Origin of the sequence: Mesorhizobium sp. Pch-S (assembly GCF_004136315.1) — a bacterium.
Classification (GTDB): domain Bacteria; phylum Pseudomonadota; class Alphaproteobacteria; order Rhizobiales; family Rhizobiaceae; genus Mesorhizobium.
The window spans coordinates 330,470-344,635 of sequence record NZ_CP029562.1 but is presented as its reverse complement, the minus strand read 5'-3'; the positions used below and the strand labels follow the sequence as shown (position 1 = coordinate 344,635).

Sequence of the window (14,166 nt, the reverse complement as noted above, 5' to 3'; positions counted from 1 at the left end):
CACCTGCCGTGGACAACATGGCTGCGACCTTTTGTTCAGGCGGTCTTTCGTCAGTTTGCTGCGCGCTGCAGGACTGCCACACGCATGGCCGAGCGCACTGAAAATCCGATGGATTCATAAAGCGCGATCGCGGCTGTGTTCGTTGCGTAGGCATGCAGAAAAGGCTCTTCGCCGCGTTCGATGATACGACCCGCCACGAACATCGACAGTCGTTTGGCGAGACCGCGGCCACGAGCATCCGGATGCGAACAGACGCCGCTGATCTCACTGAACCCTTGCGGTTTCATGCGTTCACCAGCCATCGCGAGCAACCGACCGTCTTCCTTCACGCCCCAGAAAGCACCGAGTTCCAGAGCGCGTGCCGTGAAGGGGCCCGGCTTGGTGAGTTCCGCCAGTGCCTGCATCGCCGGGATATCGGCTTCGCCGAGAAGCGCGATGCGGTCGTCCTGTTCGACCGTTGACGGATGGCTCGCGATCATCTGCACAGCTGCGGCGGCCGACACGATCGTCATGCCGGCCGGGACCTTCACCGTGTCGGCCTGGAGGAAAAGCAGGCTCCGGCCGTCGGACGACAGATCGAAAAGCGCCTGCAGGCTTGACGCGGTATCGTCCATGGTCGCCGCAAAGGCGGAGACCGTTGGCTGGTAGCGTTTCGCCAGCGAGCCACCCTCGGAAAGGTGAGCATGGCGTGAGGCGAGTGCGCTCCAGATGGGGCGATCAAGCGGGGTCATGGAGCTGCCTTGCGATACGGCGATGTAACGGGGTGGCGTCGAGATCATGTTCGATTGCGGTCAGCTGCTCGAGCAGCGGGCCGGTCAGGTCTCCGCAGATTTCCGCTACTGCGGCATCGATGCGGGGCCAGAGATTGCGTTTCGAGGTTTCAACGAGCTGGCGCCCCTTGTCTGTCAGGCTGAGGAACCGGCGTCGCTGGTCTTCCGACGATTGCCTGACATCGACCAGTCCGATTTCGCTCAATTGCGTCATGATGCGTGTGGCGCCGGGCTGCGTGATGCCGATCGCTTCGGCCAGATCGCCGACCGTCAGCGGACCAAGGCGGTCGATGGCCGCGAGGGCAGGAAACTGGCTGGCCTGCACCGGCACATCCAGATCGTCCAGCACGCTTTGCACCTCGGACTGAAAACGTTCGCCGATCCGCCTGAGGCGGCTGCCAAGCGTGAGGTAGCCCATTTCGCGAACGACATCGTCAACCATCGCAAAGTCTCATTCTAAGTTACATAACATGTTATATAACTGATTATGTTTATTTGTCCAGCCGGTGCTACTGTTCGTGGCGCGTTGAGCAAATTGGCTTCGGCAAACCCGGTTTGACCACCGTGGAAAACGCTACTAGAAGGCTGGCCATGCCGGGATCTGGCCCGCGCGAGGGCTGCTACCGATGTCGCATAATACCTTCGGCCATCTTTTCCGGGTGACCACCTGGGGCGAAAGCCACGGTACCGCGCTGGGCTGTGTCGTTGATGGCTGTCCGCCCGGCATCCGCTTCACCCGCGAGGACATCCAGGCCGAGCTCGACCGCCGCCGCCCAGGCCAGTCACGCTTCGTCACCCAACGCCGCGAGCCGGATGAGGTCAAGGTGCTGTCCGGCTTCGTCCTCGACGAGGACGGGGTCACGATGATCACCACCGGCACACCGGTGTCGATGCTGATCGAGAATGTCGACCAGCGTTCGAAGGACTATGGTGAAATCGCCCGCCAGTATCGGCCGGGACATGCCGATTATGCCTATGAGGTCAAATACGGCATTCGCGATCATCGCGGTGGCGGCCGTTCCTCGGCGCGCGAGACTGCGGCGCGCGTCGCAGCCGGCGCGCTCGCCCGCAAGGTCGTTCCGGGCCTGGTCGTGCGCGGAGCACTGATCGCCATGGGCGAGAAGGCAATCGATCGCGCCAACTGGAACTGGAATTTCGTCGACGATGGCGAAAACCCGTTCTTCACGCCGGATCCACAGTCGGTACCGGTCTTCACGACCTATCTCGACGGCATCCGCAAGGCGGGTTCGTCGGTCGGTGCGGTGATCGAGATCGTTGCCGACGGCGTGCCGGCCGGGCTGGGCGCGCCGATCTATGCCAAGCTCGATCAGGATATCGCCTCGAACCTGATGTCGATCAATGCCGTCAAGGGCGTCGAGATCGGCAACGGTTTCGAAGCCGCCAGGATCACCGGCGAACAGAACGCCGACGAGATGCGCATGGGCAATGACGGCAAGCCGGTGTTCCTCTCCAACAATGCCGGTGGCATTCTCGGCGGCATTTCGACAGGCCAGCCGATCGTCGCCCGTTTCGCCGTCAAGCCGACCTCCTCGATCCTCAATCCGCGCAAGTCCATCGACCGGGACGGCAAAGACGTCGATGTCGTCACCAAGGGGCGCCATGACCCTTGCGTCGGTATCCGTGCCGTGCCGATCGGCGAAGCAATGGTCGCCTGCGCCATTGCCGACCATTATCTGCGCCATCGGGGACAAGTCGGCAGTCGGCAGTAGGCAATCGGCAATCGGGAAATGCCGTCGGCACCCGACTTGCCGTTGTCTCCGTTTCGAACCATCTTCGCCTACTGCCTACTGCCTACTGCCTACTGCCGCGAACGAAGTGAGCCCCATGCCTTACGATCAGAAGAAAATTGTCGAAGCCCTGCGCGCTTTCGAGCGCGGCGAGATCGTTGTCGTCATGGACGATGACGGGCGCGAGAACGAGGGCGACCTGATCGTCGCGGCCGTTCATTGCACGCCGGAGAAGATGGCTTTCATCGTGCGCCACACCTCCGGCATCGTCTGCACGCCGATGCCGCGCGAAGAGGCGAAGCGGCTGAACCTGGCGCCGATGGTGGCGGACAATGATTCCGCCCACACCACTGCCTTCACGGTCAGCGTCGACTTCAAGCACGGCACGACTACCGGCATTTCCGCCGAGGACCGCACCTTGACCGTGCGCAATCTTGCCAACGGCAATGTCGCCGGCAGCGATTTCGTGCGCCCTGGCCACATCTTTCCGCTCATCGCGCGCGAAGGCGGCGTGCTGATGCGCTCCGGCCATACGGAGGCCGCCGTCGATCTCTGCAGGCTGGCCGGCCTGCCACCGGTCGGCGTCATTTCCGAACTGGTCAACGACGACGGCACCGTCAAGCGGGGCCCCGAAGTGGCGGCCTTCGCCGAGGAGCACGGGCTCAAGCAGGTTTCGGTGGCGGACCTCATCGCCTACCGCCAGCGCAAGGAAACGCTGGTCGAGCGTGTTGCCTGCTCCGACATCGACACGCCCGGCGGCAAGGCGACGGCAATCGCTTATTCGCTGCCTTGGGAAGCGATGCATCATCTGGCGATCGTCTACGGCGATATCCGCGACGGCGAGGAAGTGCCGGTGCGGCTGCATCTGGAAGACGTCACGACGGACGTGTTCGGCACCCGTACCGTGCTCGATGACATCATGAAGACGCTTGGAGAGCGCAAGCGCGGCGTCATCGTCTATCTGCGCGAAGGGTCCACCGGCGTCGGCAGCCATGGCGGCCGCAACCGGCAGGGCGGCAGCGACCGCGAGGATCATGAGGAAGCGCGCCGGCGCGAGAACGAATGGCGCGAAATCGGACTTGGCGCGCAGATCCTCAAGGATCTCGGCATCTCTTCGATCAACCTGATCGCCTCGCGCGAGCGGCACTATGTCGGCCTTGAAGGTTTCGGCATCCGTATCGCCAAGACCGAAATTCTCTAGAGCAATTCCAGGAAACGAAACCGTTCAGGCCATTGCCGGCGCATTCGTGCCGCGCACGGATCGTTGCAGAATGCCTTGCCCGGCCAGCGCGACAATGAAGGCGACGACACCGGCCGTAATCGAAACCAGGAAGCCGCTGGTCGCACCGTAGTTGTCGATCACCCAGCCGGCAGCCGACGAGCCCGCGGCCAGGCCGATGCCGATGCTGGTGATCGCCCAGGTCATGCCTTCGGTGAGCTTGGAAGAGGGTACGAGTTTTTCGACCAGCGCCATCGCGGTGATGATGGTTGGCGAAACCGCGACGCCTGCGACGAACAGCACCAGACAAAGCATCGGGATGCTGCCGACGATCAGCAGCGGCCAGGTGGTCAGGGCCGCCAGCGCGATCATGATCAGCAGCTGCCGCGCGAGCGGCAGCTTGAGTTTCAGCATGCCGAAGGCGAGGCCGGCGATAAGCGACCCTGCCGCGTAGGCCGAAAGTGCAAGGCTGGCGGCCGCCTTGTTGCCTTGCGCCTCCGCGAAGGCGACGGCAGCCACTTCCGCCGTGCCGAAGATCGCGCCGATCGACGCCAGCGTCACGACGATGACCTGTAGCGAGCCGAGGCGGATGACGGAGTGACCGCCGCTGTGCTCCTGTACATGGATCGGCGGCTCAGTTGATCGCTGTGCGGCAAACAGCAGGCTGCCGATGATGAGAAAGATGGTGGCTGCCAGCGGCCCGGCTTCCGGGAACACGGTGACGCTCAGTCCCACGGCGAGAATCGGGCCAACCATGAAGACGGCTTCATCGACCACGGATTCGAAAGCAAAAGCCGTGTGCAGTTTCGCGGTGCCGCGATAGAGTTCGGTCCAGCGCGCCCGCACGAAAGAACTGAAGCTCGGCATGGCGCCACTGAGAATGGCAAACAGGAACAGAGTCCAGTTAGGCGCCTTCAGATGCGTCGCCACCATCAGGCTGATAAGGGCCGACACGGCGATCAGCGTTGCGGGCACAAGAACGCGACGCTGGCCGTGTCGGTCGACGAGGCGCGACACTTGAGGTGCGATCAGGCCGCTCGCCAGCGCAAAGGTGGCCGAGACCGCGCCCGCAAGCCAGTATTCGCCATGGGTTTCTGACAACATCGTCACGATGCCGAGCGTGATCATCGAAAGCGGCATGCGGGCCAGGAAGCCCGCCGCGGAAAACGCCTTGGCGCCGGGCGCCTGGAAAATTTCACTGTATGGATTGCGCATCAAAGTCCCCGGGGCTCGGAGATAGAGCATTTTGTAGCCAAGTGGAATCACTTGGCGTTACAAAAATGCGGCGAAAACAAAAACTTAGAGCGTCTCCGCGTTTCCGTAAAAACCGGAAACGCTCTAGTTGAGATTTCAAAGACAGTCGAGCCGCCTGGGAAGGCGGCTCGTTGGTCCTGTGGGGATCGTGTTTCGGGAAACGCGAACATCATTTCGCTGCTTGCGGGGCAACCTGCGATAATTCGCTGTCCGCCTCGCCGGCGAGTGTCTTCTGACCGAGAAGGACGATCACGAAGGAGATCGTTCCGGCCGCCACGGAAACCCAGAAACCGTTCTGTGCTCCGTAGTTGTCGACCACCCAGCCGGCCACGAACGCCCCCAGTGCCATGCCGATGCCGATGCCGGTCATCACCCAGGTGATGCCCTCGGTCAGCATGGCTTCAGGCACGCGCCGTTCGATCAGGCCAAAGGCCATGATGAAGGTCGGCGAGATCGCCACGCCGCTGACGAAGACTGCGAGCGCCAGCAAGGGAACCGTGTTGGCGACGAGCAATGGCAAGGTGGTCAAGGCGACGACGGCAATCGAAAGAGCGAGCAGGCGCTGTTTCGGAGCCTGGAGGTTCAGCGCACCGACGACAAGGCCGACGACGAAGGAACCCGCGGCATAGACGCCGATGACCAGGCTGGCGGCGGTGGGCTGGCCGAGCTCCTTGGTGATGGCCACCGAGCTGACCTCGGCCGTGGCGAAGATCGCGCCGACGAAAATGAGGGCCAGCGTGATGATCTGAACGGGACGCAGCATGATAGCAGAACCGCTGCTGCCATGCTCCGGCTGCCGGACCTTGGGCTCGCTCGACCGTTGCAGGATGAAGGCAGCCATGCCGAAAGCCAGCAGAAGCGTGCTCGCCAGCATGCCGGCTTCCGGGAACAGCGCCACGCTGAGGCCCACCGAAAGCGAGGCGCCGGCAATATAGACCAGTTCATCGGCGACCGACTCGAAGGCAAAGGCCGTGTTGAGCTCAGGACGATCGCGGAATTTTTCCGTCCAGCGCGCACGCACCATGGCCGGCACGCTGGGCATCGCCGCGGCCAGGAACGCCGAGACGAACAGGGTCCAGCTTGGCCAGTCATAATGGGTGGCCGCGAGCAGTGTGAGGAAGGCGATGACCGAGATGATCGTGGTCGGGGCGGCCACGGCGGTCTGGCCGAGCCGGTCGATCCATCGCGAGATCTGCGGGGCGGCAAACGCGTTGGTCAAGGCGAAGGTGGCCGATACGGCGCCGGCCAGCCAGTACTCGCCGCGCGCCTGGGACAGCATCGCGACAATACCGATGGGAGCCATGGCGATAGGCAACCGTGCAAAGAAGGCGGCGGCTGCGAAGCCCTTGGCTCCGGGGACTCTGAAGATTTCACCATAAGGATTGCGCATGGGAGCACTCCTGGAAATTTGAGGGTGCGCCACTTACATACGTGGCGTATGCGAATGAGATAATTGCATACGCCACGTATGTCAATTAATATACGCCGAGTATGTGAAAAATATACGCGGCGTATGTAAAAAGCAGAAGCGGCAAGGGAAAGAACCAATGAGGACAGCCCATAAACCCCGCAGCGAGATGATCGCCGAGACGCGTGCGAAGCTGATTTCTTCCGCGCGACGGGCCTTTGCGACAGTTGGCTATGCGAATGCGTCGATGGATGATTTCACCGCGGACGCGGGGCTGACGCGCGGCGCGCTGTATCATCATTTCGGTGACAAGAAGGGGTTGTTCGAAGCCGTGATCGCCCAGATCGATTGCGAAATGGCGGCGCGTCTCAATGCTGTCTCTGCCAAGGCCGAGACGCGTTGGCAGGGCTTCATGGACGAGAACATCGGCTATGTCGAAATGGCGCTGGATCCGGAAGTCCAGCGCATCGTGCTATGTGATGGGCCCGCTGTCCTTGGTGATCCGGCGCAATGGCCAAACGCCAATGCCTGTATCCTGTCGATAACCAGGAACCTTGCAGCGCTGAAGGAAGAGGGGGTTATCCGCCGCGACATCGATCCCGAAGCGATGGCACGGCTGATCAGCGGCGCCTCGCTCTATGCTGCGCAGTGGATTGCAAACTCCGATGATCCTGCCGCCATCTCGACAAAGGCGGTCAACGCGTTTCGCGCGCTCATGGAAGGTTTGCTGGTGGACGGCAAGACTGCCGTCTGACTTCTCACCCTCTGTTTGCGATCGCGTTGGCCGCGGCTTTCAGCGCATCCTCGCCGACGCCGGCATAGGTCTCGCTCATGACGAGGTCGGAGAGCGGCAGGCGCGAGCCCCAGCCATTGCGTTCGAGGTCAGGTTGGCTGGCGAATTCGGAGACGTGCCCGACACAAAGATAGGCGACCGGCACGACATGATCGGGGATGTCGAGCAGGTCTTTGAGCGCATCGGCGTTCAGGATGCTCACCCAGCCGACGCCGATCCCTTCGGCCCGTGCTGCCAGCCAGAAATTCTGTACCGCGCATACCGTGCTGAAGAGATCCATTTGCGAATTGTGCCAGCGCCCGAGCGGCGAGTTCTCGCTGCGCGAGCGATCGCAGGTGATGCAGAGATTGAGTGGGCTTTCGCAGATGCCTTCGAGCTTGAGCTTGCGGTAGAGCGCCTGCCGATCCTCCGCAATATGCGGCAGTTCTTGGGATCGGGCTGTCAGGAAAAGATCGCGCACCGCCGCGCGCCGTTTCTGGTCGCGGATGACAATGAAGTTCCAGGGTTGCATGAAGCCTACGGACGGCGCGTGGTGCGCGGCCATGAGCAGGCGGGAAAGCACCGCGTCGTCGATCGGATCGGGCCGGAAATGGCTGCGCACGTCGCGGCGTGTGAAGATGGCGCGATAGATGGCTTCTCGCTCAATATCTCCGAAGCCAAAATCTCCGAAGGAACGACATGTGTGATTGCGGACGGCGTTCATCGCGTTTCCCTTGCGATCGAAACAACGTCATCAGCCCGTCCATGCGGATGACCATTCCTGCCTGGCCGGTCTTCTGGCTCGGGTTCGTCCCGCTTGTCGGCGCCTTCCCGTCCGTTTTCACGGACAGTGGCTTTTGCCGAGCGGTCCCCCTTACAGCGTTGGGCACGCCACGGATTTTCACCGTGTTCCCGATTCTCCCGCCTCGCGGCAGGCACCTGACAGTGCGGCGAAACTAGCTGAGTTTGCGAGCAAAGACAGCCCTGATCTCGACGTCGGATGACGCCTTTTCCCCAACAGGCTGTCACCTGTCGCGTGGCCATCATCTCCATTGCTGATAAGGTGCCCCCATGACGACCCGTCTCTACACCCATCCGATTTTCCTGGAACACATCACGCCCACCGGTCATCCGGAGCGGCCGGACCGGCTGCGCGCCATCGAACGGATATTGGATGACGAGGCCTTTGCCGCGCTCGACCGGCAAGAAGCGCCGATGGGCGACGAGTCGACTGTCCTCTATTGTCATCCGAAGGATTTCGTCGAGCGCGTGCGCAAGGCGATCCCGTCAGACGGCATCGCCGTCATCGATTCCGACACGGTGGCGAGTCCGAAAACCTGGCAGGCGGCGCTGACCGCCATTGGCGCCGCCAATGCCGCCGTGGACGACGTTTTCACCGGCAAAGCGGACAATGTCTTCGTGGCCGCGCGTCCGCCGGGCCACCATGCCGAGAAAACCACCGCCATGGGTTTCTGCCTGTTCAACACGGCCGCGATCGCCGCTCGCTACGCGCAGGAAAAACACGGCGTCGAGCGTGTCGCCATCGTCGACTGGGACGTGCATCACGGCAACGGCACGCAGGACATCTTCTGGGACGACCCGTCAGTGCTGTATTGCTCGACGCATCAGATGCCGCTTTATCCGGGCACCGGTGCCAGAAACGAGACCGGTGCCGGCAACATCGTCAACGCGCCGCTGGCGCCGGCGACGGGCAGCGATATCTTTCGTGAGGCATTCAACACGCGTGTCCTGCCGGCGATCGATTCCTTCGCCCCGGACCTCGTCATCATCTCGGCCGGTTTCGATGCGCACCATCGCGACCCGTTGGCCGAGATCAACCTTGTCGAGGATGATTTCGACTGGGCGACCGGGCAGTTGATGGATCGCGCCCGCCGTCATAGTTCAAACAGGCTGGTCAGCTTGCTGGAAGGCGGCTACGACCTGCACGGATTGGCATTTTCGGTCGCAGCGCATGTCGGCCGCCTGATGAAAGGATGAGCCATGGCTGAGGAAGCGAACCAGGACGTCAAGGCGATGAGCTTCGAGCAGGCGCTGGATGCGCTGGAGAAGATCGTCGACGATCTCGAACGCGGCGACGTGCCGCTCGACCAGTCTATCCGTATCTATGAACGGGGCGAGGCGCTCAAGGCGCATTGCGATCGCCTGCTCAAGGCTGCCGAGGACAAGGTGGAGAAGATCAGGCTCGCCCGCGACGGCAAGCCTGTCGGCACCGAACCACTGGACGGGGAACAATAGTTAGGGCGGAATACCGAGCGCATTCCGCTCAAACGGGGCAGGGACAACACCGGGCATATCAAAGGGAGATATCCATGTGTCGTAACATCAAGCCGCTCTTCAACTTCGAACCGCCGGCGACGGATACCGAAATTCACGAGGCGGCGCTGCAGTTCGTGCGCAAGATCAGCGGCTCCAACAAGCCTTCCATGCGCAACAAGGAAGCCTTCGACCACGCGGTGCGGAGCATTGCCAATGCAGCGCACGACCTGCTTGTCGTCCTTGAGACCACACAGCCACCGCGCAATCGCGAGGAAGTGGCGGCAAAAGCCCGCGCCAAGTCGGCCGAGCGGTTTGGGCCCAAGCCGGTACCTGCCCAGTAATGCCATGATCGCGCCCATCGGACAGGCTGCCGCAGTGCGCATCACGACACCGATGTGATCTACTTCGGCTTGTCGAAATCCCCGGGCCGGGCAGCGTAGAACCGTTCCGGCGGTGTCCAGCGCTCGGACAATTCTTCTTGACCCCACCGTGCGAGCGCCTGAAGGGCTGGAATGAGTGCCGCACCTTTGGCAGTCAGCGCGTAGGCGCCACGGGTCGCACCTTGTCGCGCCTTTGTCTGTCGGATCAGGCCGGCACCCTCCAGACGGCTCAACCGCTCGGCCAGTATGTTCGTGGCGATCTTCTCGGCCATCGCCAGGAAGTCGGAATAGCTGGTCGCTCCCACCACCATCGAGCGGATGATCACGAGCGACCACTTGTCGCCGACGATGTCGAGCGCCGAGGCAATGGGACAGCCGGTGCGGAACTTGGTCATGACGCAGCATGATTTTCTAACTTGCATTTTGCAAGTAAAAAATGGTTAGCTTGCGAAAACGCTCATTGGAGGGGGAAATGCTTCCGGTTACGTCCATCGTTGCTGCATTGGCGGCTCTTTCGCTGGTCGCCCTGAGCATTGCGGTCAGCTTGCGCCGCAAGAAGGTCGGCGTGCGTCTTGGCTTCGGTGAAGACCCGACGCTGATGCGGCGCATTCGGGCGCAGGGCAATTTCACTGAATATGTGCCTCTGGCTCTGATCGTGCTGGCGATCGCCGAATACCGGCAGGCACCGGCGGTCCTGCTGTGGACGATCGGCGGACTGCTCATCGCCGGCCGTTGCTTGCACTTTGCCGGCATCATGACGGCCAGGACACCACTGAGCGCGCCGGGAATGGCCGGCACCTACAGTGCCCTGATCATCGGCGCGATTACGCTGCTTTCCATCTGAACGGCATTCGTAACCACCGAATTCAGCGGATCGGTGAACGCATCGTCGCCACATCCCGCGGTTTGCCCTGGGGAGCCGGAGGTATAGGTTCTGTCTGCAAGTCATCAACAGATGGAGCCCGCCCGATGAGCTTCTTTCCCGGAAACGACCCCGAACCCGGCGATGCCTTTTCCTGCGACGCCATCGAGCTGATGGTGGTGCCCAACGCCAAGGACATCGGTGGTTTCGAGGTGCGCCGCGCCTTGCCGACAGCCAGGCGCCGGCTGGTCGGTCCTTTCATCTTCTTCGATCGCATGGGCCCCGCCATCCTCCGCGCCGGCAAGGCGCTGGACGTGCGCCCGCATCCGCATATCGGGCTCTCCACCGTTACCTATCTGTTCGACGGCAAGATCAGGCATCGCGATTCGCTGGGCACCGAGATGGTCATCTCGCCCGGTGACGTGAACCTGATGACGGCAGGTCGGGGCATTGTCCATTCCGAGCGCACGCCGGAGGAAATGCGTGGTGCGCCGATGTCGATGTCCGGGCTGCAGACATGGATCGCGCTGCCTGACAGGCACGAAGAAATGGCGCCCGTTTTCGAAAACACTGCCGGCGCCGAATTGCCGGAGTTCAACGCCGGGGGCGTATCGGGTCGCCTCATCATCGGCGAGTTGGAGGGGCGCCGCGCACCGGTGACCACCTACCACGACACGCTGTACGCCGATATCCGGCTCGAGCCCGGCGCAAGGTACCGTATCGCCGCCGACGCCGAGGAGCGTGCCATCTATGTGCTCGAGGGGGTTGTCTCCATCTCCGGCGACAGTTTCCCAGAAAACCGGCTTCTGGTGTTTCGCCCGGGCGACGAGATCATCGTTTCGTCGGAATTGGGTGCACATTTCATGTTGTTCGGTGGCGCTTCACTGGGGTCTCCACGCTACATCTGGTGGAATTTTGTTTCCTCATCGAAGGAACGCATCGAACAGGCCAAGCAGGAATGGAAGACTGGCCGGTTCGATATCGTTCCGGGCGATGAAAAGGAGTTCATTCCGCTGCCTGACAGGTGAGCGTGTCATTGCGGCACATTTACTTTCGTCGGTCGGAGGCCTATTCGATTTTTTGAATATTCTTGAACGTGAGCTCGAACGGGCCAGCCATTGATCGCCAGACCCCAAACGCCGCTTCTCGACAAGGTCCGCATTCCCGCGGATATGAAGAAGCTTTCCGAAAGTGACCTGCCACAGCTCGCGGAAGAGCTGCGCACGGAACTGGTCGATGCCGTTTCGCAGACCGGCGGACATCTCGGGGCAGGTCTCGGCGTCGTCGAACTCACCGTCGCGCTGCACTATGTCTTCGACACGCCGGATGACAGGATCATTTGGGATGTCGGTCACCAGGCCTATCCACACAAGATACTGACAGGCAGGCGCGACCGCATCCGCACCTTGCGCCAGGAGAACGGGCTTTCCGGTTTTACCAGGCGTGCGGAAAGCGAATACGATCCATTCGGTGCCGCCCATTCCTCCACATCGATCTCGGCCGGTCTCGGCATGGCCGTGGCGCGCGATCTTGCGGGCGGCAAGAACAATGTCATCGCTGTCATCGGTGACGGTGCGATGTCGGCCGGCATGGCCTTCGAGGCGCTGAACAACGCCGGCGCGCTCGATGCGCGCCTCATCGTCATCCTGAACGACAACGACATGTCGATCGCCCCGCCGACCGGGGCCATGAGCGCCTATCTGGCGCGACTTGGATCGGGCAAGACCTATCTTGGCCTGCGCGATTTCGGCAAGAAGCTGACATCCTATCTCGGCAAGCGCGCCGACCGCGCAATCACCCGCGCCGTCGAGCATGCGCGAGGCTATGTCACCGGCGGTACCTTGTTCGAGGAACTTGGCTTCTTCCACATCGGTCCGATCGACGGCCACAATCTCGAGCATCTCATTCCGGTTCTGAAGAATGTGCGCGACAATGGCAAAGGTCCCGTCCTGATCCATGTCGTGACGCAGAAGGGCAAGGGTTACGCGCCCGCCGAAGCGGCAGCCGACAAATACCACGGCGTCAACCGCTTCGACGTCATCACGGGTGCGCAGGCGAAAGCCCCGGCCAATGCGCCGACCTACACCAATGTCTTTGCCGAAAGCCTGATCCGCGAAGCCTGCGAGGACGACAAGATCGTTGCCGTTACAGCGGCCATGCCGACAGGCACCGGCCTCGATCTGTTCGGAGAAGTCTTCCCGAACCGCACTTTCGATGTCGGTATCGCCGAGCAGCACGCAGTGACCTTTGCAGCCGGCCTTGCCACCGAAGGCTACAAGCCGTTCGCCGCGATCTACTCGACCTTCCTGCAGCGCGCCTACGATCAGGTCGTGCACGACGTCGCGATCCAGAAGCTGCCCGTGCGTTTTCCGATCGACCGTGCCGGCTATGTCGGCGCTGATGGCGCCACCCATTGCGGTGCGTTCGACACCACCTTCCTTGCCTCGCTGCCAGACTTCGTCGTCATGGCGGCCAGCGACGAGGTGGAATTGCGCCACATGGTGCGCACCGCCGCCGAGTATGATGAGGGTCCGATCTCGTTCCGTTATCCACGCGGCAACGGCATTGGTATCGACATGCCCGAGCGTGGCTCGCCGCTGGAGATCGGCAAAGGCCGCATCGTTCGCGAAGGCTCCAAGGTGGCGCTGCTCTCCTTCGGCACGCGCTTGCAGGACTGTCTCGCAGCGGCCGACGAACTCAGCGCGGCAGGCTTGTCGACGACCGTGGCGGATGCGCGTTTCGCCAAGCCGCTCGATCACGACCTGATCCGTCGCCTGGCTCGTTCGCACGAAATCCTGGTGACGGTTGAAGAAGGTGCCATCGGTGGTTTTGCCGCACAGGTGCTGCATTTCCTTGCCCATGAAGGTCTGCTCGAGAGCGGTCTCAAGGTGCGCCCGCTGGTCCTGCCGGATGCTTTCACCGACCATGCCAAGCCGGAGAAGATGTACGCCGATGCCGGGCTCGATGCGACCGGCATCGTACGCACGGTATTCGCAGCACTTGGCCATGTCGCGAGCGCGCAGCGCGCCTAGAGCGCCAACAACTTGATTCTGTTTGTGAACGGCTTGAATCACCGTCTCAACGTGCGAGAATCTCTTTCTCGGCAATCCTGATTAACCTGTTGTTCAGGTTGCTTTTTGGTGCTTCGCTTACCTTCTCTCTTGCCCGTTTTTCAACAACGCCCCTGCTAGGAAGACCCAAGGCAGGGAGAGACATTATGAGAGCGTTTACGGCTGGCGCGACCGGCATGCTATTGCTGGTTGGGCCGGTGTGGGCAGAACCGCAATATGATCGCGTTCTCGAACAGGCCGCCATCGACATCGTGGCGGCCAACATTGGAACGCTGCGCGGCGGTTTCGCTTACAATCAGGTACCGCAGATGATCGTCGTGCAGGAGACGCCTCAGCCTCGTCGGGCGCCTGCTGATGGTCTCGTGCCCGCAGTCGAGCGTCCTTCGGCCAGCCAGCTTTTCTAGA

The 14,166-nt window shown here is 61.9% G+C and carries 16 protein-coding genes and 1 riboswitch; of the genes, 10 read left to right on the top strand and 6 right to left on the bottom strand.

Annotation, left to right across the window (positions count from 1 at the left end; genetic code table 11):
- Positions 1-50: 50 nt before the first annotated feature.
- Positions 51-731, bottom strand: coding sequence for a GNAT family N-acetyltransferase (locus C1M53_RS01580; RefSeq protein WP_129410633.1), 681 nt, complete (start codon positions 729-731; stop codon positions 51-53).
- A complete protein-coding gene (locus C1M53_RS01575) occupies positions 718-1,212 on the bottom strand; it encodes a MarR family transcriptional regulator (RefSeq protein WP_129410632.1) in 495 nt (164 codons plus the stop codon). The genes C1M53_RS01580 and C1M53_RS01575 overlap by 14 nt, the downstream gene beginning before the upstream one ends.
- A gap of 184 nt (positions 1,213-1,396) precedes the next feature.
- Between C1M53_RS01575 and aroC the strand changes: the two genes are divergently transcribed.
- Both aroC and ribB read left to right on the top strand, forming a co-directional pair.
- Positions 1,397-2,500, top strand: coding sequence for a chorismate synthase (gene aroC / locus C1M53_RS01570; RefSeq protein WP_129410631.1), 1,104 nt, complete (start codon positions 1,397-1,399; stop codon positions 2,498-2,500).
- A gap of 115 nt (positions 2,501-2,615) precedes the next feature.
- Positions 2,616-3,719, top strand: a complete 1,104-nt coding sequence (gene ribB / locus C1M53_RS01565; RefSeq protein WP_129410630.1) for a 3,4-dihydroxy-2-butanone-4-phosphate synthase — start codon at positions 2,616-2,618, stop codon at positions 3,717-3,719.
- Positions 3,720-3,743: 24 nt separating this feature from the next.
- On the opposite strand, the gene C1M53_RS01560 is transcribed toward ribB, so the two are convergent.
- On the bottom strand, positions 3,744-4,952 hold the full coding sequence (locus C1M53_RS01560; RefSeq protein ID WP_129410629.1) for an MFS transporter: 1,209 nt from the start codon (positions 4,950-4,952) through the stop codon (positions 3,744-3,746).
- 208 nt (positions 4,953-5,160) lie between these two features.
- Positions 5,161-6,381, bottom strand: a complete 1,221-nt coding sequence (locus C1M53_RS01555) for an MFS transporter (protein ID WP_129410628.1) — start codon at positions 6,379-6,381, stop codon at positions 5,161-5,163.
- A 157-nt stretch (positions 6,382-6,538) separates the two neighbouring features.
- Between C1M53_RS01555 and C1M53_RS01550 the strand changes: the two genes are divergently transcribed.
- A complete protein-coding gene (locus C1M53_RS01550; protein ID WP_165358016.1) occupies positions 6,539-7,153 on the top strand; it encodes a TetR/AcrR family transcriptional regulator in 615 nt (204 codons plus the stop codon).
- A gap of 4 nt (positions 7,154-7,157) precedes the next feature.
- Here C1M53_RS01550 and bluB read toward each other — a convergent pair whose 3' ends face one another.
- Positions 7,158-7,895 (bottom strand): 5,6-dimethylbenzimidazole synthase, encoded by a 738-nt coding sequence (bluB, locus tag C1M53_RS01545; RefSeq protein WP_129410627.1) that lies wholly within the window; start codon positions 7,893-7,895, stop codon positions 7,158-7,160.
- 45 nt (positions 7,896-7,940) lie between these two features.
- Positions 7,941-8,129, bottom strand: a riboswitch (cobalamin riboswitch).
- 113 nt (positions 8,130-8,242) lie between these two features.
- On the opposite strand from bluB, the gene C1M53_RS01540 reads away from it, so the two are divergent.
- From C1M53_RS01540 to C1M53_RS01530, 3 genes are all read left to right on the top strand, one after another.
- Positions 8,243-9,169, top strand: coding sequence for a histone deacetylase family protein (locus C1M53_RS01540; RefSeq protein ID WP_129410626.1), 927 nt, complete (start codon positions 8,243-8,245; stop codon positions 9,167-9,169).
- A 3-nt stretch (positions 9,170-9,172) separates the two neighbouring features.
- Entirely contained in the window at positions 9,173-9,427 is a 255-nt protein-coding gene (locus C1M53_RS01535) for an exodeoxyribonuclease VII small subunit (RefSeq protein WP_129410625.1), read from the top strand.
- A gap of 74 nt (positions 9,428-9,501) precedes the next feature.
- Positions 9,502-9,789, top strand: a complete 288-nt coding sequence (locus C1M53_RS01530; protein ID WP_129410624.1) for a DUF2277 domain-containing protein — start codon at positions 9,502-9,504, stop codon at positions 9,787-9,789.
- Between the two features lie 59 nt (positions 9,790-9,848).
- Here C1M53_RS01530 and C1M53_RS01525 read toward each other — a convergent pair whose 3' ends face one another.
- Positions 9,849-10,223: a helix-turn-helix domain-containing protein gene (locus C1M53_RS01525; RefSeq protein WP_129410623.1), complete on the bottom strand. Its 375-nt coding sequence runs from the start codon at positions 10,221-10,223 to the stop codon at positions 9,849-9,851.
- A 77-nt stretch (positions 10,224-10,300) separates the two neighbouring features.
- On the opposite strand from C1M53_RS01525, the gene C1M53_RS01520 reads away from it, so the two are divergent.
- The 4 genes from C1M53_RS01520 to C1M53_RS01505 all read left to right on the top strand — a co-directional run bounded on the left by C1M53_RS01520 (position 10,301) and on the right by C1M53_RS01505 (position 14,165).
- Positions 10,301-10,672 carry an MAPEG family protein gene (locus C1M53_RS01520; protein WP_165358015.1) on the top strand — a complete coding sequence of 124 codons (372 nt, stop codon included), beginning with the start codon at positions 10,301-10,303 and terminating at the stop codon, positions 10,670-10,672.
- A 125-nt stretch (positions 10,673-10,797) separates the two neighbouring features.
- Positions 10,798-11,718, top strand: coding sequence for a pirin family protein (locus C1M53_RS01515; protein ID WP_129410621.1), 921 nt, complete (start codon positions 10,798-10,800; stop codon positions 11,716-11,718).
- Between the two features lie 90 nt (positions 11,719-11,808).
- Positions 11,809-13,722 (top strand): 1-deoxy-D-xylulose-5-phosphate synthase, encoded by a 1,914-nt coding sequence (gene dxs / locus C1M53_RS01510; protein ID WP_129410620.1) that lies wholly within the window; start codon positions 11,809-11,811, stop codon positions 13,720-13,722.
- A gap of 185 nt (positions 13,723-13,907) precedes the next feature.
- Positions 13,908-14,165, top strand: coding sequence for a hypothetical protein (locus C1M53_RS01505; protein ID WP_129410619.1), 258 nt, complete (start codon positions 13,908-13,910; stop codon positions 14,163-14,165).
- Position 14,166: the final 1 nt, after the last annotated feature.

Bases quoted from the DNA above. Each gene is read 5' to 3' on its own strand.
- aroC (WP_129410631.1), top strand. From the start codon at position 1,397: ATGTCGCATAATACCTTCGGCCATCTTTTCCGGGTGACCACCTGGGGC.
- C1M53_RS01575 (WP_129410632.1), bottom strand. From the start codon at position 1,212: ATGGTTGACGATGTCGTTCGCGAAATGGGCTACCTCACGCTTGGCAGC.
- C1M53_RS01580 (WP_129410633.1), bottom strand. From the start codon at position 731: ATGACCCCGCTTGATCGCCCCATCTGGAGCGCACTCGCCTCACGCCAT.
- C1M53_RS01560 (WP_129410629.1), bottom strand. From the start codon at position 4,952: ATGCGCAATCCATACAGTGAAATTTTCCAGGCGCCCGGCGCCAAGGCG.
- C1M53_RS01535 (WP_129410625.1), top strand. From the start codon at position 9,173: ATGGCTGAGGAAGCGAACCAGGACGTCAAGGCGATGAGCTTCGAGCAG.
- C1M53_RS01525 (WP_129410623.1), bottom strand. From the start codon at position 10,223: ATGACCAAGTTCCGCACCGGCTGTCCCATTGCCTCGGCGCTCGACATC.
- C1M53_RS01540 (WP_129410626.1), top strand. From the start codon at position 8,243: ATGACGACCCGTCTCTACACCCATCCGATTTTCCTGGAACACATCACG.
- C1M53_RS01530 (WP_129410624.1), top strand. From the start codon at position 9,502: ATGTGTCGTAACATCAAGCCGCTCTTCAACTTCGAACCGCCGGCGACG.
- bluB (WP_129410627.1), bottom strand. From the start codon at position 7,895: ATGAACGCCGTCCGCAATCACACATGTCGTTCCTTCGGAGATTTTGGC.
- ribB (WP_129410630.1), top strand. From the start codon at position 2,616: ATGCCTTACGATCAGAAGAAAATTGTCGAAGCCCTGCGCGCTTTCGAG.
- C1M53_RS01555 (WP_129410628.1), bottom strand. From the start codon at position 6,381: ATGCGCAATCCTTATGGTGAAATCTTCAGAGTCCCCGGAGCCAAGGGC.
- C1M53_RS01515 (WP_129410621.1), top strand. From the start codon at position 10,798: ATGAGCTTCTTTCCCGGAAACGACCCCGAACCCGGCGATGCCTTTTCC.
- C1M53_RS01505 (WP_129410619.1), top strand. From the start codon at position 13,908: ATGAGAGCGTTTACGGCTGGCGCGACCGGCATGCTATTGCTGGTTGGG.
- C1M53_RS01550 (WP_165358016.1), top strand. From the start codon at position 6,539: ATGAGGACAGCCCATAAACCCCGCAGCGAGATGATCGCCGAGACGCGT.
- C1M53_RS01520 (WP_165358015.1), top strand. From the start codon at position 10,301: ATGCTTCCGGTTACGTCCATCGTTGCTGCATTGGCGGCTCTTTCGCTG.